Annotated in this window: 21 protein-coding genes; 12 read left to right on the top strand and 9 right to left on the bottom strand. The window is 73.2% G+C overall.

The genetic code is table 11. The features are described from left to right. Positions 1-93 precede the first annotated feature (93 nt). Both ACIGO8_RS23665 and ACIGO8_RS23660 read left to right on the top strand, forming a co-directional pair. A complete protein-coding gene (locus tag ACIGO8_RS23665) occupies positions 94-699 on the top strand; it encodes a hypothetical protein (RefSeq protein WP_399733998.1) in 606 nt (201 codons plus the stop codon). 257 nt (positions 700-956) lie between these two features. Continuing rightward, a complete protein-coding gene (locus ACIGO8_RS23660; protein WP_399733995.1) occupies positions 957-2,252 on the top strand; it encodes an MFS transporter in 1,296 nt (431 codons plus the stop codon). Here ACIGO8_RS23660 and ACIGO8_RS23655 read toward each other — a convergent pair. Both ACIGO8_RS23655 and ACIGO8_RS23650 read right to left on the bottom strand, forming a co-directional pair. Next, complete coding sequence (locus ACIGO8_RS23655; RefSeq protein WP_399733992.1) at positions 2,242-2,730, bottom strand: hypothetical protein; 489 nt, start codon at positions 2,728-2,730, stop codon at positions 2,242-2,244. The two genes, ACIGO8_RS23660 and ACIGO8_RS23655, sit on opposite strands and share 11 nt — an antisense overlap. A 22-nt stretch (positions 2,731-2,752) precedes the next feature. Next, entirely contained in the window at positions 2,753-3,214 is a 462-nt protein-coding gene (locus tag ACIGO8_RS23650) for a plastocyanin/azurin family copper-binding protein (RefSeq protein ID WP_399733990.1), read from the bottom strand. 134 nt (positions 3,215-3,348) lie between these two features. Between ACIGO8_RS23650 and ACIGO8_RS23645 the strand changes: the two genes are divergently transcribed. Continuing rightward, positions 3,349-3,948: an RNA polymerase sigma factor gene (locus ACIGO8_RS23645; protein ID WP_399733987.1), complete on the top strand. Its 600-nt coding sequence runs from the start codon at positions 3,349-3,351 to the stop codon at positions 3,946-3,948. Beyond that, a complete protein-coding gene (locus ACIGO8_RS23640) occupies positions 3,945-4,652 on the top strand; it encodes an anti-sigma factor family protein (protein WP_399733984.1) in 708 nt (235 codons plus the stop codon). Before ACIGO8_RS23645 ends, ACIGO8_RS23640 begins: the two co-directional genes overlap by 4 nt. A gap of 45 nt (positions 4,653-4,697) precedes the next feature. On the opposite strand, the gene ACIGO8_RS23635 is transcribed toward ACIGO8_RS23640, so the two are convergent. Beyond that, positions 4,698-4,967: a hypothetical protein gene (locus tag ACIGO8_RS23635; RefSeq protein ID WP_399733981.1), complete on the bottom strand. Its 270-nt coding sequence runs from the start codon at positions 4,965-4,967 to the stop codon at positions 4,698-4,700. A 58-nt stretch (positions 4,968-5,025) separates the two neighbouring features. Here ACIGO8_RS23635 and map point away from each other — a divergent pair, with 58 nt between their 5' ends. Continuing rightward, entirely contained in the window at positions 5,026-5,883 is an 858-nt protein-coding gene (gene map / locus ACIGO8_RS23630) for a type I methionyl aminopeptidase (protein WP_399733978.1), read from the top strand. A 126-nt stretch (positions 5,884-6,009) separates the two neighbouring features. Beyond that, positions 6,010-6,663 (top strand): heme oxygenase (biliverdin-producing), encoded by a 654-nt coding sequence (locus ACIGO8_RS23625; protein ID WP_399733975.1) that lies wholly within the window; start codon positions 6,010-6,012, stop codon positions 6,661-6,663. A 100-nt stretch (positions 6,664-6,763) separates the two neighbouring features. Here the strand turns inward: ACIGO8_RS23625 and ACIGO8_RS23620 are convergent, their stop codons facing one another. Then, positions 6,764-7,432, bottom strand: coding sequence for a PhzF family phenazine biosynthesis protein (locus ACIGO8_RS23620; protein WP_399733972.1), 669 nt, complete (start codon positions 7,430-7,432; stop codon positions 6,764-6,766). A gap of 317 nt (positions 7,433-7,749) precedes the next feature. Here ACIGO8_RS23620 and efeO point away from each other — a divergent pair, with 317 nt between their 5' ends. Genes efeO through ACIGO8_RS23600 form a run of 4 tightly spaced genes read left to right on the top strand, consistent with a single transcriptional unit; the run spans position 7,750 to position 12,147 of the window. Further along, positions 7,750-8,907 (top strand): iron uptake system protein EfeO, encoded by a 1,158-nt coding sequence (gene efeO, locus ACIGO8_RS23615; RefSeq protein ID WP_399733969.1) that lies wholly within the window; start codon positions 7,750-7,752, stop codon positions 8,905-8,907. A gap of 18 nt (positions 8,908-8,925) precedes the next feature. Beyond that, positions 8,926-10,257 (top strand): iron uptake transporter deferrochelatase/peroxidase subunit, encoded by a 1,332-nt coding sequence (efeB, locus tag ACIGO8_RS23610; RefSeq protein ID WP_399733966.1) that lies wholly within the window; start codon positions 8,926-8,928, stop codon positions 10,255-10,257. A gap of 35 nt (positions 10,258-10,292) precedes the next feature. After that, the gene (gene efeU, locus ACIGO8_RS23605; protein ID WP_399733963.1) at positions 10,293-11,177 is read left to right on the top strand and encodes an iron uptake transporter permease EfeU; all 885 of its coding nucleotides are present in this window, start codon (positions 10,293-10,295) and stop codon (positions 11,175-11,177) included. Continuing rightward, the gene (locus tag ACIGO8_RS23600) at positions 11,137-12,147 is read left to right on the top strand and encodes a hypothetical protein (protein WP_399733960.1); all 1,011 of its coding nucleotides are present in this window, start codon (positions 11,137-11,139) and stop codon (positions 12,145-12,147) included. Before efeU ends, ACIGO8_RS23600 begins: the two co-directional genes overlap by 41 nt. A 96-nt stretch (positions 12,148-12,243) precedes the next feature. Here the strand turns inward: ACIGO8_RS23600 and ACIGO8_RS23595 are convergent, their stop codons facing one another. After that, a complete protein-coding gene (locus ACIGO8_RS23595) occupies positions 12,244-13,014 on the bottom strand; it encodes a bifunctional DNA primase/polymerase (protein ID WP_399733958.1) in 771 nt (256 codons plus the stop codon). A 98-nt stretch (positions 13,015-13,112) separates the two neighbouring features. Continuing rightward, positions 13,113-13,739, bottom strand: coding sequence for a TetR/AcrR family transcriptional regulator (locus ACIGO8_RS23590; RefSeq protein ID WP_399733955.1), 627 nt, complete (start codon positions 13,737-13,739; stop codon positions 13,113-13,115). Positions 13,740-13,925: 186 nt separating this feature from the next. Here ACIGO8_RS23590 and ddaH point away from each other — a divergent pair, with 186 nt between their 5' ends. Next, the gene (gene ddaH, locus ACIGO8_RS23585; protein ID WP_399733952.1) at positions 13,926-14,756 is read left to right on the top strand and encodes a dimethylargininase; all 831 of its coding nucleotides are present in this window, start codon (positions 13,926-13,928) and stop codon (positions 14,754-14,756) included. An 8-nt stretch (positions 14,757-14,764) separates the two neighbouring features. Here the strand turns inward: ddaH and ACIGO8_RS23580 are convergent, their stop codons facing one another. The 3 genes from ACIGO8_RS23580 to ACIGO8_RS23570 are packed head-to-tail and all read right to left on the bottom strand — an operon-like array spanning position 14,765 to position 18,735. Next, complete coding sequence (locus ACIGO8_RS23580) at positions 14,765-15,745, bottom strand: small ribosomal subunit Rsm22 family protein (RefSeq protein ID WP_399733949.1); 981 nt, start codon at positions 15,743-15,745, stop codon at positions 14,765-14,767. Positions 15,746-15,754: 9 nt separating this feature from the next. Then, complete coding sequence (locus tag ACIGO8_RS23575) at positions 15,755-17,059, bottom strand: multidrug effflux MFS transporter (protein ID WP_399733947.1); 1,305 nt, start codon at positions 17,057-17,059, stop codon at positions 15,755-15,757. A gap of 44 nt (positions 17,060-17,103) precedes the next feature. Continuing rightward, positions 17,104-18,735: an alkaline phosphatase D family protein gene (locus ACIGO8_RS23570; RefSeq protein WP_399733944.1), complete on the bottom strand. Its 1,632-nt coding sequence runs from the start codon at positions 18,733-18,735 to the stop codon at positions 17,104-17,106. A gap of 135 nt (positions 18,736-18,870) precedes the next feature. On the opposite strand from ACIGO8_RS23570, the gene ACIGO8_RS23565 reads away from it, so the two are divergent. Continuing rightward, the gene (locus ACIGO8_RS23565; RefSeq protein ID WP_399733941.1) at positions 18,871-19,614 is read left to right on the top strand and encodes an SDR family oxidoreductase; all 744 of its coding nucleotides are present in this window, start codon (positions 18,871-18,873) and stop codon (positions 19,612-19,614) included. The last annotated feature ends 31 nt before the right edge of the window (positions 19,615-19,645 follow it).

Raw genomic sequence — 19,645 nt, 5'->3', positions numbered from 1 at the left:
CATTACTGGCCGGTCGGTGCGGAGGACCCCGTCCGGGTGAGTCCGGGCCGAACGGCCGCGGGCGGCCGTCTCGCCGGTGCACCATGCGGACCCATGGACGCCGTACGTGTCGCCACACTGCGCGAGGTGCTCGCCGGGACCGAGTGGCCGGGCGCCGCCCGCCGTTTCGCGGGCTCGCTGCGCTCCTCGGTCGTCTCGCACGGAGGCGGGCTGCTGCTCGTCGGCACGAAGGAGTACGAGCCGTGGCACCTGGCCGCGCACCTCGTCGACGAGTCGGCCTGGTCGGGCCGTCCCGAGCTGGCGCCGACCCTGGTGCGCCACCGGGTACGGCCCGGCGACGCGGCGCACCTGTCGGTCGGGCTCGGCAGGATCGAGTCGGCGGGGCGCGGGGCGACGCTGCTGCTGGTCGCGCCGTCGCGGCCGGAGGAGGCGCTGCTCGAACGGGTCCACGACGCCCGGCGGGCGGGCGCCACGGTGCTGTCCCTGGACGGCGGCGACGCCGAGCTGCTCGGCCTCGCGCACGAGTCGCTGACGGTGGCGCCGGACGCCGAGGTCGACCTCGACACCGTTCAGCACCTGGTGAGCGCGGCCACCGGGGAGAACTGCCTGCCGCCCGCACCCCGCGGCCGCCTGCGCTTCCGCGACCGGCTCTCGCGCCTCGCCGACCAGCTGACGGCACCGCCGCCACCGCGCTGGTGACGCGAGGCCGCGACGCGCGATCGGGCTCGGCGACCTGCGCGGGCGGGCCCACCGACCGCGGAGACCAGCGCGCCGGCCGGCACGACCGGGCCCGCCGGCCTGTGCGGTCGGCCTCGCCGGCCAGCGCGATCCGCCCCACCCGGCCCGCGCCAGCGCCCCGCCAGCCCGCGCGACCCGCTCCTCCGGCCTGCGCGTCCGCCCCGCCGGCCCGGTAATTCGGTTGCCCCGGGCACGCGGTCCGCCCACCATGGCCCCTCGTGAAAACCCTCGCCCGGCTGCTGCCCGATCTCGCGCCCTGGCGTGCGTCCTTCGACTTCCGCTTGTTGTGGGTGCAGGGAGCCGTCACCGTCTTCGCGTCGTTCATGGCGCTGGTCGCGCTGCCGCTGCAGATCAAGGAGCTGACCGGGTCGCCGTTCGCCGTCGGTGTGATGGGGGCCGTCGAGCTGGTGCCGCTGGTGGTGTTCGGCCTGTACGGCGGGGCGCTCGCCGACGCCGTCGACCGGCGCAAGGTGATCCTCGCCACCGAGGCGGGGCTCGGGCTGCTCGCGCTGGTGCTGCTGGTCAACGCCTCGCTGCCGCACCCGCTGCTGTGGCCGCTGTACGTCGTCGCCGCCGGCGTCTCCGCCCTGGCCGGACTCCAGCGGCCCGCGCTCGACTCGCTCCTCGCCCGGATCGTGCCGCACGAGCAGCAGACGGCCGCCGCCGCGCTGAACGCGCTGCGCTGGCAGATCGGGTCCATCGCCGGGCCCGCCCTCGCGGGCCTGGTCGTGGCGTACGCGGGGCACGCGGCCGCGTACGGCGTGACGCTCGCCGGCTATCTGGTGTCCGTCGCGCTGTGCCGGCGGCTCTCGCCCGCGCCGCCCGCGCACGACGCCGACAAGCCGTCGCTCCGCGGCATCGCGCAGGGCGCGCGGTACGCGTGGTCGCGGCCGGTGCTGCTCGGCACGTACGCGATCGACCTCGCCGCGATGTTCTTCGCGTTCCCGAACACGATCTTCCCGTTCCTCGCGGACGACCTGGGCGCGGACTGGTCGCTGGGCCTGATGTACGCGGCCGGTTCGGTCGGCTCGCTCGTGCTCGGGCTCACCAGCGGCTGGACCTCGCGGGTGCGGCGGCACGGACTGCTCGTGGTGGCCGGGGCGACCGGCTGGGGCCTCGCGATCGCGGCGGCGGGCTGGTTCGGGAACGTGTGGGCGGTCCTGCTGTGCCTGGCCTTCGCGGGCGCCGGCGACATGCTGAGCGGCCTCGGCCGCGCCACCATCTGGAACCAGACGATCCCCGAGGAGCTGCGCGGCCGTCTCGCGGGCATCGAGGTCCTCTCGTACAGCGTCGGCCCGCAGCTCGGGCAGGTCCGGGCGGGCACGACGGCCGGCTGGACGGGCACCCGGGCCGCGATCTGGTCGGGCGGCGTCGCGTGCGTGGCGTCGGTGGGCCTGCTGTGCCTGGCGCTGCCGAAGCTGCTCGCGTACGACGCCGAGACGGACGAGGACGCGCTGGCCCGCAAGGCGGCCCGGGCGGAGGGGACCGGCCGGGCCGAGCCGGTCACCTCCTGAGGTGGCGCGAGCCCTGAGCGCCGTCGTCCCCGGGGCGCGCCGGGCGCCCGTGGTCCTCGTGCCGCCCGCGCTGCCGGTGGTGTCCGTGGTGCAGGTGAGGGAGGTGGTAGCGGTGGCTGAGCGCGGCCACGGCCAGCGTGGTCAGGACGATCACTCCGGCCGTCTCCACACCCAGCGTGGGCCGCACCAGCTCCGCGTCCAGGGACTCGTCGAAGCCGAACAGGCCCGTCGTCAGGCTCAGGAACAGCGCGCCCAGCGTGCCCGCCGTGAACAGCGCCGTGACGGCGGCCACCGGCCCGAGCCACCGCACGGGCGTGACGAGCAGGGCCACGGCCAGGACGGCGCCGACGATGCCGTTGAGCAGGAAGAGCGCGCCGACGGTGGCCAGGTCCTGATAGCCCGTGGCCCAGAGGTACAGATGGATGCCGGCCATCGCCCCGGTCAGGCCGGCGGACGTCACGCGCAGGACGGCCGTCACCGGCGGGCTGGTGGCCGATCCGCTAGTAGCCGTTGGTGGGCGCACCGCCCCCACCGCCCACGGTGATCTCGGTCTTCATGCCCAGGTCCTTGTGGCCGTCGACCGGGCAGTAGACCTCGTACGTGCCGGACTTCAGGGTCACCTTGAAGGTGGTGGACTCGCCGGGCCCGATCGTGTTGCTGCGGGTCTCGCCGCCGGGTCCCTCGACCTCCAGGGCGTGGTCGTGGTGCCCGTCGTTCTTCAGGGTGAAGGTGTAGTCGCCGGGCTCGAACGTCTTCTGCGAGAGCGTGATGTGGAAGTCGGACAGCGCCGCGTCGACCTGGTGCGCCGCCGTGGTGGCGCTCGGCGGCGGGGCCGTGGTCCCGGTGCCTCCGCCGTTGTCGTCGCCACCGCCGCAGGCGGCCAGGAAGGCGGCCAGCGCGGCGGCCGACAGACCGAGGGCGACGCGGTTGCGCGTGCGTGGTCGTGGTCGTGGATACGTCATGGTTCGGTCCTCCGCAGGAGATACGGCGCAGCCGCCGGATGGGATTGCGCCCCGGCGCGCGGCGGACGGGCGCGGAGAATGGACATGAGGCAATCCCTTCGGGACTGCGGAACGTATCCACGGTTGTGCGACGCATGGGCCTTTCCCTCGGGCGGGCGTCCGACGAGGCACTGCTCTCCGGGCTGACGACGGGCGATCCGGAGATCGCGGTCGCGTTCGTGCGCCGTTTCCAGCGCACGGTCTTCGGCGTCGCCGTAGCCGTCGTCGGCGATCCCCAGCTCGCCGAGGACGTCGCGCAGCAGACCTTCGAGCGGGCCTGGCGGCACGCCCAGGTCTACGACTCGCGGCGCGGTTCCGTACGGACCTGGCTGACGGCCATCGCCCACAACCTGGCGATCGACGCGGTGCGGGCGCGCCGTGCGAGCCCGGTCGCGCCGGAGGACCTGGACGCGCTGCTGGGCCTGGTGACCGAGACGCCCGAGCGGTGGGCGGTGGCCGACGAGAGCGCGGAGCGGGTGCGGCGGGCCGTGGCGCGGCTGCCGGCGGGGCAGGCGCGGGCGCTGGTCATGGCGGGGATCTACGGGATGACGGCGCGGGAGATCGCCGGCTTCGAGGGCATTCCGCTGGGCACGGCCAAGACCCGGATCCGGGCGGGCACGGCCAAGGTGCGGGTCCTCCTCGGCGCCGAGGAGGAGGCCGAGGACCAGGCGGACAAGGACCAGGAGGAGCGGTGAGCGGCACGGTGGGCGGCATGGACTGCGGGCGGCTGCGGGAGCTCGGCGCCGAGCTGGCGCTCGGGGCCCTGCCCGCCCGGGAGCGGGCCGAGGCGCTCGCCCATCTGGACCGCTGCCCGGACTGCCGGGAGCACGTGCGGCGGCTGACGGCGGTCGGCGACGGGCTGCTCGGGCTGCTGCCGGGCGCCGAGCCTCCGGTCGGCTTCGAGAGCCGGGTCGTACGGGCGATGGCGCCGGCGCCGGCCGCCCGCGGCCGCCGTGGGCGGGCAGGCCGGCTGCGGCTCGCGGCGGCCGCCGTGGCCGCGGCGCTGGCCTGCGGTTTCGGCGGCTGGGCGGTCGGCTCGACGGTGGTCGGGAGCGCGCCGGCGGCGGTCACGCAGCGTACCGAGCTGAGGGAGGCGGCGCTGCTGGCCGGCGGCCACGAGGTGGGCCGGATCTACGCCCACCCCGGCACCGGGACCGGGGCGGGCGGCTGGGTGTACATGTCCGTCGACCTGGACGGCGCGGGCGGCGGGCCGGTGCGCTGTCTGCTCGTACGGGCGGACGGTTCGGCGTTCCCGGTGGGCTCGTTCCCGCTCAAGGACGGTTACGGGTACTGGGGAGCGCCGGTCGCGGACCTGGGTTCCGGGGCCGGGACGGTGACCGGCGCCCGTCTGGTGGCCCAGGACGGCCATGTGCTGGCCGAGGCCCGCTTCCCGGGCTGACCGCCTCGTCCCGCCCCGGCCCGCCCCGTCCCGCACCGGTCGTGGCTAGTCGGTCCGCTCGTTCTCGCCCTCGTCGTCGTCCGCCCGCCCGTCCCGCTCGTCGTCGGCCGTCCGGTCGTGCCAGCGCGGGTCGGTGTCCCACTCCTGGTTCCGCTCCTGGGCGGTCTCCATGGCGTGGAGGGCCTCCTCACGGCTGCCGTAGGGCCCGAAGCGGTCCTTGGCCGGACAGTCGGGGCCCTCCTCGACCTTCTGGTGCTTCAGGCAGTAGAACCACTCGCCCGGCTTGCCGACCGTACGCTTCTTGAACAGGGCCATCCTCGGCTCCTTCCTCCGTCACCATGCTGCCCCAGACGCGGTCGTTAGACTCGCTGACATGTCTGGCCAGTCGCTTCTCGTACCGGGGGAGCTGTCCCCCCACCGTTCCGTTCCGGGGTCCATCCGTCGCCCCGAGTACGTCGGTAAGCCCGCCCCCACTCCCTACTCCGGCCCCGAGGTGCAGGACTCCGACACCATCGAGCGGATGCGGATCGCCGGCCGCATCGCCGCGCAGGCGATGGAGGAGGCCGCCAAGCACATCGCGCCGGGTGTCACCACGGACGAGCTGGACCGGGTCGCCCACGAGTTCATGTGCGACCACGGCGCCTACCCGTCCACGCTCGGCTACCGCGGCTTCCCGAAGTCGCTGTGCTCGTCGGTCAACGAGGTCATCTGCCACGGCATCCCCGACTCGACCGTCCTGAAGGACGGCGACATCGTGAACCTGGACGTGACCGCGTACATCAACGGCGTCCACGGCGACAACAACGCCACCTACCTCTGCGGCGACGTGGACGAGGAGTCCCGGCTGCTCGTCGAGCGCACGCGGGAGTCGCTGAACCGGGCGATCAAGGCGGTCAAGCCGGGCCGCCAGGTCAACGTCATCGGCCGGGTCATCGAGTCGTACGCCAAGCGCTTCGGCTACGGCGTCGTCCGGGACTTCACGGGGCACGGCATCAACTCGTCCTTCCATTCCGGGCTGATCATTCCGCACTACGACTCGCCGCACCACACCACGGTCATGCAGCCGGGCATGACGTTCACGATCGAGCCGATGCTGACGCTCGGCACGCACGAGTACGACATGTGGGACGACGGCTGGACCGTGGTGACCAAGGACCGCAAGCGGACGGCCCAGTTCGAGCACACGCTGGTGGTGACCGAGAACGGGGCCGAGATTCTCACGTTGCCCTGACGCCCCGGACGGGTAGCGTCTTTACCGACAGGGCGTCGGGAACCGGTTGACTTAGGTAAGCCTAAGTGGGCAGGATCGACCGTGGTTCCCGACCCCTACGGTCCCCGACGGTCCCGGAGGCACGCCTTGGCCACGCCCTTCTCGACGCTGATCCGCACCGCCTCGCACGAGCAGCACACGGAAGCGGAGTCGTCGACGTTCATGAGCGACCTCCTCGGCGGACGACTCGACGTCGACGCCTACGCGCGCTACACGGAGCAGCTCTGGTTCGTCTACCGCGCCCTGGAGGACGGCGCCGAGGCGCTGAAGACCGACCCGGTCGCCGGGCCCTTCATACAGCCGGAGCTGTTCCGCACCGCCGCCCTGGAGCAGGACCTCGCCCATCTGCGCGGGCCCGGCTGGCGCGCCGGGCTCTCCGCGCTCCCGGCGACGCGGGCGTACGCGGCGCGGATCGCCGACTGCGCCCGCGACTGGCCCGCCGGGTACGTCGCGCACCACTACACGCGCTATCTGGGCGACCTGTCGGGCGGCCAGATCATCCGCGACCGGGCCGAGCGCGCCTGGGGCTTCGCGCGCAAGGGCGACGGCGTGCGCTTCTACGTCTTCGAGAACATCGCCAACCCGGCCGCCTTCAAGCGGGCCTATCGGGAGCTGCTCGACGGCGTGAACGCCGACGACCTGGAGAAGCAGCGGATCGTCGACGAGTGCAAGCGCGCCTTCGACTTCAACGGCGCGGTGTTCCGGGAGCTGGCGGGCGAGTTCCCGCTCACCGCCGCCTGACGCCTGCCACCTGACATCTGACGCCTGACGCCTGACGCCTGACGTCTGACGCCGGGCCCGCGCCGGGCGCCCGCGCCCCGAGGGCCCGGCGCGCGGCGGCTCAGACCGTCAGCGTCCGTTCCAGGCGGACCCGGCCGCCGAGTTCCACGATGCCGTCGGGGCCGGGCGCGGTGAGCAGCTGTGAGCCCAGGCCCTGGGTGATGTTGAGCGCCCGGTCCAGCTGCGCCGTGAGCAGCAGCGCCGCCGCGCCCGTCGCCTCGTCCTCGTCGATCCCGTCGCCGCGGCCCGGGAACGCCCGCGCCCGGATCCGGCCCGCGGCCTCCTCCTCCCAGGCCCAGGCGTAGATCCACTCACCGGGCTCGGGCACGTCGAGGGCCTCGACCTCGGCGGCGGAGCCGTACTGGCGCAGGGTGCGCGGCGGGGCCCACTCGGCGCGGGCCTCGATCCAGGTGAACTCGCCGTCCCCGCGCACCCACACCTCGCCGGCCGGCGGGCAGATCACCTGGAGGTCGAGCAGCCAGGCGGCGCCGACGAGCGGATGCCCGGCGAAGGGCAGGCGCAGGCCGGGGGTGTAGATGTCGACGTCACCGCGCTCCGGGTCGTCCACGAACACGGTCTCGCTGAAGCCGAGTTCCTTGGCGAGGGCCTGCCGGGAGGCCTCGTCCGGATACCCGCGCCCGTCGCGCACGACGCCGAGGGCGTTGCCGTACCGGCCGTCGCCCGCGCAGAAGACCCGCAGGACGTCGATGTCAGTGGCGGTCGTGTTCATGGCGGAATTCAACCATCCAGGCGTCCCGCCCGGCGGGTTCGCCGGGAATCGGCCGGGTAGGCGTGCCGCGTCGGAGCGGCCGCCGGAAGACGCCGCCCACACTACTCACACGTAATCGAAATCGGGGCAATTCACCCTGCTTTACCAGTCCTTGACCAAGCCATGAAATCCTCATGAGTCGGCTGTGATCCGGCCGTGTCCGGCGTGCCGGAGCTGAGAGCTGAATCACTGGACGGGTGGGTATGGCTGAGGTAAGCCTCGGTTAAGTTAGGTCCGCCTCACCCCGTCCCCGCCGCCCGTCCCCGAGTGGAGCATTCATGCGAGCCGCAGTCCGTCTCTCCGTCGTCACCGCCGCCGCGACCGCGGCGACCCTGGCCGCCGTCACGGGCTGCACCCAGAAAAGCGACGCCAAGGCCGACGACGGCGCCGTCCAGGTGGTGGCGAAGGACGACTCCTGCGAGGTCTCGAAGAAGGAGTTCCCGGCCGGCCACCTCAAGCTGAACGTCGAGAACCGCGGCAGCAAGGTCACCGAGGTCTACGTCCTCTACCCGGACGACCGGATCGTCACCGAGCGCGAGAACATCGGCCCCGGCACCAAGGCCACCGTCACCGCCGAGATCAAGGCCGGCGACTACGAGATCGCCTGCAAGCCCGGCATGAAGGGCGACGGCATCCGCCAGAAGGTCACCGCCACCGGCGGCAAGGCCGCCGCCAAGCGCTCGCCCGAGATGGACGCCGCCGTCGCCGCCTACCGCCAGTACGTGCAGGCCCAGGCCGACGAGACGCTCCCCAAGGTGAAGCTGTTCACCGACGCGGTCCGCGCCGGTGACGTCGAGGCCGCCAAGAAGGCGTACGCCGACTCCCGCATCGGCTGGGAGCGCACCGAGCCGGTCGCCGAGTCCTTCGGCGACATCGACCCGAAGGTCGACGTCCGCGAGGACGGCCTGGAGGCCGGCCAGGACCCGGCGAAGGACTGGACCGGCTGGCACCGCCTGGAGAAGGCGCTGTGGCAGGACAAGAAGATCGGCGACCGCGAGAAGCAGCTCGCCGACCTCCTCGACAAGGACCTCGCCGACTGGCAGAAGCGGGTCGGCAAGGCCGACATCACGCCGACCTCCATGGCCAACGGCGCCAAGGAGCTGCTGGACGAGGTCGCCACCGGCAAGGTCACCGGTGAGGAGGAGCGCTACTCCCACACCGACCTGGTCGACTTCAAGGCCAACGTCGAGGGCGCCCAGAAGTCCTTCGAGCTGCTCAAGCCGGTCGCGCAGAAGAACGACCCGAAGCTGGTCGCCGACCTCGACAAGCAGTTCGCCGCCCTGAACGCGCTGCTCGACAAGTACCGCGCCGACACGTCCGGCTACGTCTTCACCTCGTACGACAAGGTCGGCAAGGAGCAGCGCAAGGAGCTGTCGGACGGCGTCAACGCGCTGGCCGAGCCGCTCTCCAAGCTCGCCGCCGCGGTCGTGAAGTAAGAAAAGGGGGAAGCCGAGATGAGCGAGAACGCCGGCGAGAGCACCACGCCCGGGACCACCGCGTCCGAGCGCCCGGGCACGGAGACCTCCGCGGACTCCGCGCCCTCCGCGGGCTCCGCGCCCTCCCGCCGCAGCGTCATCGGCTGGGGCGGCGCCGGGATCGCGCTCGGGGCCGCCGCGGCCGGCGGCGCCGTCGCCCTGACCCGGGGCCGCGAGGACGCCACCGTGCCGGTCGCCGAGAGCGGCGCGGCCGTTCCCTTCCACGGCGCCCACCAGGCCGGCATCGCCACCGCCGTCCAGGACCGGCTGCACTTCGCCGCCTTCGACGTGAAGACGAAGGACCGGGCGGAGCTGATCCAGCTCCTCAAGGACTGGACCCGGGCCGCCGAGCGTATGACGGCCGGTCACGAGGTCGGCGAGGGCGCGTACGGCGGTCTGCCGGAGGCCCCGCCGGACGACACCGGCGAGGCGCTCGGCCTCAAGCCGTCCCGGCTCACGCTCACCATCGGCTTCGGCCCCTCGCTCTTCGACGGGCGCTTCGGGCTCGCGGACAAGCGGCCCGCCGCCCTGGTGGACCTGCCCAAGTTCCCCGGCGACAACCTGGACCCGGCCCGCAGCGGCGGCGACCTGTGCGTCCAGGCCTGCGCGGACGACCCGCAGGTCGCCGTGCACGCCATCCGCAACCTCGCCCGGATCGGCTTCGGCAAGGTCGCCGTGCGCTGGTCGCAGCTGGGCTTCGGCAAGACGTCCTCGACGACTCCCGACGCCCAGACCCCGCGCAACCTGTTCGGCTTCAAGGACGGCACCCGCAACATCGCGGGCACCGACACCGCGCGGCTCGACAAGCACGTGTGGGTGTCCGGCAAGGCCGCCGAGGGCCCGGCGGCCTGGATCGACGGCGGCTCCTACCTCGTCGCCCGCCGCATCCGGATGAACGTCGAGACCTGGGACCGCACCCCGCTCTCCGAGCAGGAGGACATCTTCGGGCGCGACAAGAAGGAAGGCGCTCCGGTCGGCAAGGCCAAGGAGCACGACGAGCCGTTCCTCAAGGCCATGAAGCCGGACTCGCACGTGCGCCTCGCGCACCCGGACACCAACGGCGGAGCGACGATCCTGCGCCGCGGCTACTCCTTCACCGACGGCACCGACGGTCTGGGCCGCCTGGAGGCGGGCCTGTTCTTCCTCGCGTACCAGCGGGACGTCCGTACCGGCTTCATCCCGGTGCAGACCTCGCTGGCCCGCAACGACGCGCTCAACGAGTACACCCAGCACGTCGGTTCGGCGATCTTCGCGATCCCGCCGGGCGTCCGCGACAAGGACGACTGGTGGGGCCGGGCGCTGTTCGCGTAGCTCGGAACTTTTCGTAACCCAGGAAGGGAACCGACGTGTTCGGGAACTATCTGATCGGCCTGCGCGAGGGGCTGGAGGCCAGCCTCGTCGTCTGCATCCTCATCGCCTACCTGGTGAAGACGGGGCGCCGGGACGCCCTGCGGCCGATCTGGATCGGCATCGGTGTCGCGGTCGGGCTCGCGCTCGCCTTCGGCGCCGGCCTGGAGTTCGGCTCGCAGGAGCTGACCTTCGAGGCGCAGGAGCTGCTCGGCGGCTCGCTGTCGATCCTCGCCGTCGTGCTCGTGACCTGGATGGTCTTCTGGATGCGGCGCACCGCCCGCCATCTGAGGGCGGAGCTGCACGGCAAGCTGGACGCGGCCCTGCGGATGGGCACCGGCGCGCTGGTCGCGACGGCGTTCCTCGCGGTCGGGCGGGAGGGCCTGGAGACGGCGCTGTTCGTGTGGGCGTCGGTGCGGGCCTCCTCGGACGGCACGTACGCGCCGCTGGTCGGCGTGGTCCTCGGCCTGCTGACGGCGGTGCTCCTGGGCTGGCTGTTCTACCGGGGCGCGCTCAGGATCAACCTGGCGAAGTTCTTCACCTGGACCGGCGGCATGCTGGTCGTGGTGGCCGCGGGCGTGCTCGCGTACGGCGTGCACGACCTGCAGGAGGCGCGCTTCCTGGGCGGCCTGGAGAACAAGGCCTTCGACATCTCCGCCACGATCCCGCCGGACAGCTGGTACGGCACGCTCCTGAAGGGCGTGTTCAACTTCCAGCCGGATCCGACGGTCGTTCAGCTCACGGTCTGGCTGCTCTATCTGATCCCGACGCTCGCGATCTTCCTGGCCCCGGTAGGGTCGGGTCCGTCCAAGCGGGTGGAGAAGCAGAAGGCGACCGAGACCGATGAGAAGGCTGAGGCGAACCGGGCGGAAGCGGCCGGCTGAGACGCTGCTCGCGGCGCTGACGGCGGCCGGCCTCGCGCTGACCGCGAGCGGCTGCGTGACGGTGCACGGCGAGCGTGAGCTGATCCCGGCGACGACGCCGGGCGAGGCCGCGCAGGCGCTCAAGGAGTTCACGGACGCCTTCAACAAGGCGGACAAGGCCTACGACCCGGCCCTCGACAGGGACCGGGTCACCGGCCCGCTCGGCGAGATCAACCAGGCGGGCCTGAAGTCGCGTCAGGTGACCGACCCGGACGGCAACGAGAACCACCGGCCGCTGGAGCTGACCGACGCGAAGTTCGTCATACCGCGCAAGGCCGGCTGGCCGCGCTTCTTCGTCGCGGACACCGACTCCAACCGGGACACCGACCAGGGCCCTGGCGACACCCGCTGGGTCCTGGTCTTCGTGCGTGACGCCGCCGGCCGGCCCTGGCAGGTGGCCCATCTGTCGATCCTGAGCCCGGACGAGGTCCCGGCGTTCAGGACGGAGGCCGGATACGCGGTGCCGGTCGCCGCCGACACCGAGGACCTGGCGGTCGCGCCGGAGGACCTGGGCGAGCGGTACGTGGCGTTCCTGAAGGACGGCCAGCAGGGGCCGTTCGCGGCCGGGCCGCACACCACCGAGTGGCGGACCGAGCGGCAGAAGGCGGCCAACCGGCCCGGACTCGCGACCCAGTACGTCGACCAGGTCGACAACCGGGGCGACTTCGCGCCGGTCGGCCTCGCGACCGAGGACGGCGGGGCGCTGGTCTTCTTCGCCACCCGCTACTTCGAGCGCCAGACGGCCGCCCCGGGCTACCGCCCGAAGGTGGGCGCGGACGTGAAGGCCCTGATGACCGGCGTCGTGACGAACACGGTCACCAAGCGCTGGGTGTCCAGCCAGGCGGCCCTGGTGAAGCCGGCCGGCACGAAGGCCGACGGCGCGGTGATCGTGGGCCGCCTCCAGGGCGTGACGGCGGCGGAGGGCTCGTAACCCTCCGGCCGGGGGCCCGGGCCGTGCCGGGGCGACGGCGCTGCGGGCCCGGCAGGGGCCCGGCTCGGCGAACGTAACCGGCCCGCCCGACCGGACTCAGCGCCAGGCGATCTCGTGGTTCGCGGGCTCGCCGTGGTCCGTCTGGGCGGCCGCGTGGCGGGCGCAGGCGTCGGTGAGGGCCTCGAGGAGGTTCAGCGGCTCGGGCAGCGCGTGTTCGGGGCCGCGGAGCCAGGAGAGCACCGGCTGGGCGCCCTCGTCACCGGGCAGCCGGGACGGCGGTACGAGGACGTAGGAGCCGCGGCAGTGCCAGCGCAGGCCCGGATGCTCGTCCATGGTCTCCGGGTGGCAGTCCAGCTCGCAGGGCCACCACTCGTCCTCGTCCTCGGGCGTGCCGCGGGTGGCGGTGAAGAACAGCATGCGGCCCTCGTCGGCCCGGTCCTCCGCGGCGCCGGAGACGGCGACGGGGCCGACGTCGACGCCCTCGGCGAGCAGCCGCTCCAGGGCGGCGCGGCCGGCGGCGAGCGGCACGTCGAGGACGTCGTGGACCATGCCGGTGGCGGTGACGAAGTTCGCCTCGGGCTGTCCCTTGGCCCAGCGCTCGATCTGGGCGCGGTCGGTGGTCGACTGGGTCTGCCAGGCGAAGGAGACGGGGTGGCGGGCGGGCGTGGGACAGCCGATCCGCTCACAGGAACACCGGTAGCCGACCGGGTACGCGGCGGGGGCGAGGGGCATCCCCGCGGCGGCGACGGCCAGGAGCGCCTTCTCGCGGTCGTTCTCGATGTCGGCCGCGGTCCGCCTGGGGCGCCTGCGCAGCCACTGTGCGAGTTTGCTCTCCGTGCCGCGGTAGCGGCCGATGCCGTCGCCCATCTATCCCCTCACACCTCATGCTCGCCCGTTCGGTCCCACGGGCTCTCCATGGTCCCACCATCCTGCGCCTCGGGTGACCGGACTCGGGAACCGGGGTCTCACCTCTTGGCGGACAGGCCGCGCAGGGCGAGGTCGACGAGGGTGTCGGCGTAGGCGTGGGTGAGCGGCAGGGTGCGGTGCAGCCAGCGGTGGTGGAGCGGGCCGACGAGCAGCTCGACGGCGGTGCGCGGGTCGACGCCGGGATCGATGTCGCCGGCGGCCTGAGCGGCCTCGATGCGGCGTACGAAGTGCTGGAGCTGGGGTTCGAGGAGCTTGGCGGTGAACTCGGCGCCGAGGGCCGGGTCGACCATGCCCTCGGCGGCGAGCGCGCGGGTGGGCCGGTCGAAGACCGGGTTGTCGAGCTCGTCGACGGTGGCGCGCAGCACGAGCTTGAGGTCGGCGGCGAGGTCGCCGGTGTCGGGGATCTCACTGCCGGAGGTGCCGCCGGCGGCCTCGTTCGCCTGCTCGGCGAGGTCGAGGAAGGCCTCCATGAGGACGGCGGCCTTGGAGTTGGCGGGCCACCAGCGGTAGATGGTCTGCTTGCCGACGCCGGCGCGGGAGGCGATGCCCTCGACGGTGGTCCGGGCGTAGCCCTGCTCGGAGACGAGGTCGAGGGCGGCGGCGTAGATGGCGCGGCGGGAACGGTCGCTGCGGCGGGAGGAGTCGGGCGCCTTGGTGTCGGGCATGGGGCCACGCTACCAGGTGACGAGACGCCACGTCTCGCCACCTGGCGACTCCCTCGCACCACCCGTCCTTCCCTCCACATGTCCGGTAGCCCGCTCTTCGTCCGAACCACCCGAACGGTCCACTGCGCGCGGCCCCCGGAAAGCGGACCATGGGCTCAACGTCCAGCGACCGTAGAGGAGCCCTCTTTGCGCCACACCCCGCGCGAGGCCGCGCCCCGCCGTTATCTGATGTGCGCACCCACGCACTTCACGGTGACGTACTCCATCAACCCCTGGATGGACCCCACGAAGCCGGTCGACCTGCCGCTCGCGCTCGCGCAGTGGGAGGACCTCCGCGACCGCTATCTCGCGTTCGGACACACCGTCGAACTGCTCGAGCCGCTCCCCGGCCTGCCGGACATGGTCTTCGCCGCGAACGGCGCGACCGTGGTCGACGGCCGTGTCCTGGGCGCGCGGTTCGCCTACCCGGAGCGCTCCGCGGAGGCGGCGGCGCATCTGGCCTGGTTCCGCGAACACGGTTGGGCGGACGCGGACGTACGGGCGCCCGAGCACGTCAACGAGGGCGAGGGCGACTTCGCCGTCACCGCCTCCTGGATCCTGGCCGGCCGCGGCTTCCGGTCCAGTCCGCTGTCGCACGACGAGGCCCAGGAGTTCTTCGGCCGGCCGGTGATCGGCCTGGAGCTGGTGGACCCGCGCTATTACCACCTGGACACGGCGCTGTCGGTCCTGGACGACGCCCGCGACGAGATCATGTACTTCCCGGGCGCCTTCTCGCCCGGCAGCCGGGCCGTCCTCGAGCGGCTCTTCCCCGACGCCCTGACCGTCTCGGCCGAGGACGCCGCCGTACTCGGCCTGAACGCGGTGAGCGACGGGCGGCACGTGCTGCTGCCGCAGGCGGCCGTCGGCCTGTTCGAGCCGCTGCGGGAGCGGGGCTTCGAACCGGTCGGGATGGACCTGGGCGAGCTGCTCAAGGGCGGCGGCAGCGTGAAGTGCTGCACGCAGGAGCTGCGGCCCTAGGCCGGTCCTCAGTCCTCCTCGGCCGTGGGCCAGGCATCGCCCCAGTCGGCGTCACGGGCCTGCTTGTACAGGGGCCCGTGCCGCTTGGTGACGGTCTGCCGGGCCAGCCCGTCCGGGCCGCACAGGTCGAGCAGCACCTGGCCCTTGCGGATCTGCGGCTTGCGGGTGATGCGGGAGGGCGCCGGGGCCACGGGGAGGCGGGTGGCGGCGACGTACGCGTACTTCTCGTCCTCGTACGGCAGCGAGCCGCCCTTCACCCGCCGGTGCAGCGAGGAGCGGCTGACCCGGGCCGCGAAGTGGCACCAGTCGGTGCCCGGCACGATCGGGCAGGCGCCGCTGTGCGGGCAGGGCGCGGCGACGGCGAAGCCCGCCTCGACGAGCAGGGTGCGGGCGGCGATGATCCGCTCGTAGCCGTCGGGCGTGCCCGGCTCCACGATCACGACGGCCTGCGCGGCGCGGGCGGCCTCGGTGACCAGCGCGGTCCGGTCGGCCTCGGTGAGCTCGTTGAGCACGTACGAGACGGTGACGAGGTCGGTGTCGGCGAGCTTCAGTGCCCCGCTGATCCGCTCCCGGCGCCACTCGGCGTCGAAGACCCCGCGGGCGAGCTCCGCGCCGATCGTCAGCGCCGGCTCGGCCCAGTCCACGACGGTGGTGCGGGCCGCGCCCTCCCAGGCCTCCGCCACCGCCCAGCTCGCCGCGCCGGTGCCGCCGCCCACGTCCGTGTGCGTGAGCGGCGTCCAGCCGGGCACGGCGGCCGCGAACGCGTCCAGGGCGGCGCGCACCGCCTCGAAGGTGGCGGGCATCCGGTACGCGGCGTAGGCGGCGACGTCCGACCGGTCCCGCAGCACGGGCGCGTCGGTCGGGGTGGCGCCCCGGTAGTTGGCGATCAGCCGCTCGACGGCCTGCGCGGCCTGCCGCGGCGGCAGCCCGTCGAGGACGGCGCCGAGAGCGGCCCGCAGAGTGTCGGCGGAGGGCACGGAGTCGTTCACCTGCACATTTTAGGCGTCCGCCTGGGGAGCCGAGGTCCGCCAGGGGCGGCACATCAGGAGGAAGCAGGTGAGGGCGGCGAGGGCGCAGGTCAGCTGGACCAGGGCCATCGGGACGGCGGTCCTCTCGCCGGCGATGCCGACGAGCGGCGAGGCGACGGCGCCGACCAGGAAGGAGGAGGTGCCGAGGAGGGCGGAGGCGGAGCCCGCGGCGTGCGGGGTGCGCATCAGGGCCTGGGCGTTGGTGTTGGGCATCGCGGTGCCCATCGCCGACATGAGGACGAAGAGGCCGGCGGCCACGGCCGGCAGGCCCGGGTCGCCGAGGACGCCGCTGGTCATGACGAGCAGCGCGGCGGCGGCGAGCAGGATGACGCCGAGGCCCCAGCCGAGGACCTTGTCCAGGCTGACCCGGCCGACGAGCAGCTTGCCGTTGATCTGGCCGACGGCGACGAGGCCGACCGAGTTGAGGCCGAAGAGCAGGCTGAAGGTCTGCGGCGAGGCGCCGTAGATCTCCTGGATGACGAAGGGAGACGCGCTGATGTAGGCGAAGAGGGCGGCGAAGGCGAGTCCGCCGGTGAGCATGTAGCCGGTGAAGACCCGGTCCGCGAGCAGTCCGCGCATCGTGCGCAGGGCCGCGCCGACGCCGCCGGCGTGGCGCCGCTCGGGCGGCAGCGTCTCGTGCAGGAAGCGCCAGACGACCAGGGTGAGGGCGAGTCCGACGCCCGTGAGGACGTAGAAGACGCCGCGCCAGTCGGTGATCCGCAGGATCTGGCCGCCGATGAGCGGCGCGACGATCGGCGCGGCGCCGGAGACGAGCATGAGGGTGGAGAAGAAGCGGGCCATGGCGACGCCGTCGTAGAGGTCGCGGACGACGGCGCGGGCGATGACGATGCCGGCCGCGCCCGCGAGGCCCTGGAGCAGCCGGAAGCCGACGAGGAGTGCGGCGGACGGCGCGAGGGCGCAGACGGCGGTGGCGAGGACGTACACGGTCATGCCGGCGAGCAGCGGCCGCCGCCGGCCCCATTTGTCGCTCATGGGGCCGACGACGAGCTGGCCGACGGCCATGCCGGCGAGGCAGGCGGTCAGGGTGAGCTGGATGGTGGCGGCGGGTGAGCGGAGCGCGCCGGTGACCTCCGGCAAGGCAGGCAGGTACATGTCCATGGAGAGCGGCGCGAGGGCGGTGAGCCCGCCGAGGACCAGGGTGATGAGCAGCCCGGTCCTCGGTACGGAGGCGGTGGCCGGTGGGCTCGCTATGTGACCTTCGGTCTCGGTCTCGGTCTCGGACTCGGCTCTGGTGGTCCGGCCGCTCTCCGGCATCGACTGCTCCGTTTCGTTGAATCCTCTCCCAGATGGTAGGGGGCTCAGGCCGGGTGGAGCCCGGGCCTTCCGGCCTCGGTGACGAAGGACGCGGCCGTCGTGACCGGCGCCCCGGGCGTCGTCACGGCGGACACCGTACGGAAGTCGGCGCGGGCGCTGTCGCGGCCGAGCGTGACCTTCGCGTAGCCGCGCCGCCCGTTGTAGAAGCGCATGTGCGGGTTGGCCTGCATCAGGGTGGCGTGGTTGGCCGGCCGGTCGGCGCCGTTGCGGCCGCTGGAGACGGAGGTGGTGACGATCTCGGTGCCGACGGTGCGCGAGGACGGGTCGCGGAAGTCGGCCTTGATGTCGAGGGCGAAGGAGACGTGTACGTCTCCGGTGAGCACCAGCAGGTTCTCGACGCCGGCCGCGGCGGCGCCGGCCAGGACGCGCTGCCGGGAGGCCGGGTAGCCGTCCCAGGCGTCCATGGACAGCTTGTACGCGGCGGTCGGCAGGCTGCGGCGCTCGGCGAACATCACCTGCTGCGGCAGGACGTTCCACCGCGCGTGCGAGGCGCGCCAGCCGTCGATCAGCCAGCGCTCCTGGGTGGCGCCGGTCAGCGTGCGCCTCGGGTCCTCCGACTCCGGGCCCGGGACCTGCCAGCCGTCGCCGTACGCCTGGTCGGAGCGGTACTGGCGGGTGTCGAGCACGTCGAACTGGGCGAGCCGCCCGAACGACAGCCGCCGGTAGAGCTTCATGTCGGGGCCGGTGGGCCGCTGGGGCCGGCGCAGCGGCTGGTTCTCCCAGTAGGCGCGGTACGCGGCGGCGCGGCGGATCAGGAACTCCTCGCGCGGCACGCCGTTCTGCGGGACGTCGTCGGCGTAGTTGTCCTCGGTCTCGTGGTCGTCCCAGGTGACGACGAAGGGATGGGCGGCGTGGGCGGCCATCAGGTCAGCGTCCGACTTGTAGAGGGCGTAGCGCAGCCGGTAGTCCTCCAGCGTCGTGGTCTCGTGGTTGAAGACGGCGGGAAGGGTCCCCACCTTGTAGGCGCGGTCGCCGGCGGTGGAGTCGACCGGGTACTCGTAGATGTAGTCGCCGAGGTGGAAGACGACGTCCAGGTCCTCCTGCGCCAGGTGCCGGTGGGCCGTGAAGTAGCCGTCCGGGTAGGCCTGGCAGGAGACGGCGGCCAGTCTGACGGCGGCGGGCAGGGCGCCCGGCGCGGGCGCGGTGCGGGTGCGGCCGACGGGGCTGGTCCAGGCGCCGGCGCGGAAGCGGTAGAAGTAGACGCGGCCGGGGGCGAGGCCCTCGACCTCGACGTGGACGGTGTGGGCGTACTCGGGGTGGGCGGTGGCGGTGCCGCGCCGGACGACCTTGGTGAAGCGCTCGTCGTGGGCGAGTTCCCAGCCGACGGCGACCCGGCTCGCGGGCAGCCCGCCGGAGGCCTCGTACGGGCGCGGCGCGAGCCGGGTCCACAGGAGGACGGAGCCGGGCAGCGGGTCGCCGGACGCCACGCCGAGGGTGAACGGGTTGTCGGTGATGCGGCGGGCGTCGAGTTCGGCTGCGGCGGCCGTTCCGGCGGCCGGGAGGTTCACGGCGAACGCGAGCGCGGCGGCCGCGGCGGTGCCGGTGAGGAAGCGACGTCGGCCCAGGTGGCGGGCGACGGCGTGGAGTTCGTCGACATACGTGGGTGCGGCGGTCATGGTCCCCTCCCCTGACGGATGGTGTCCTTCCGTCAGTGCAGGGGGCCGGGACGACCTCACGTTGTCGGGTACAGAACATCCATGTGTCGGACGGATGAGTTCGTGGGGCACGCGTCTGCCGTACGCTGCGCGCCCATGAGCATCGCAGTGGTGACGGGAGCGGGATCGGGCATCGGCCGGAGCGTGGCTCGGGCCCTGGTGGAGGCCGGCTGGTCGGTGGCGCTCGCGGGCCGCCGGGCGGAGGCGCTGGAGGAGACGGCGGCGTCGCTGCCGGCCGAGCGCGTCCTGTGCGTCCCGACGGACGTGACGTCGGCGGAACAGGTCGCGGCCCTCTTCTCCGCCGTACGGGACCGGTTCGGCCGGGTCGACCTGCTCTTCAACAACGCGGGCACGTTCGCGGGCGGCGGCGTCCCGGTCGAGGACCTGGACCCGGAGACCTGGCGGGCGGTCGTGGACGTCAACCTGACGGGCGCGTTCCTCTGCGCGCAGGCCGCCTTCCGGGCGATGAAGGAACAGTCGCCGCAGGGCGGCCGGATCATCAACAACGGCTCGATCTCGGCGCATGTACCGCGCCCGCACTCGATCGCGTACACGGCCACGAAGCACGCGATGACGGGCCTGACGAAGTCCTTGTCCCTGGACGGCCGTCCGTACCGGATCGCCTGCGGTCAGCTCGACATCGGCAACGCGGCGACGGACATGACGGCCCGCATGCAGACCGGCATCCTGCAGGCCAACGGCGAGCTGGCGGTGGAGCCGGTCATGGACGCGGCGGACGTGGCGGCGACGGTGGTGCACATGGCGGCCCTGCCGCTGGAGGCGAACGTGCAGTTCGCGACGGTGATGGCGACGACGATGCCGTACATCGGGCGGGGCTGAGCGGGCGGGCGGCGCGGCCGGGCGGGGCGGC

This window comes from Streptomyces sp. NPDC053493 (genome assembly GCF_044544825.1).
Classification (GTDB): domain Bacteria; phylum Actinomycetota; class Actinomycetes; order Streptomycetales; family Streptomycetaceae; genus Streptomyces.
The sequence above is the reverse complement of the archived record's forward strand: the minus strand, read 5'-3'. Positions and strand labels throughout refer to the sequence as shown.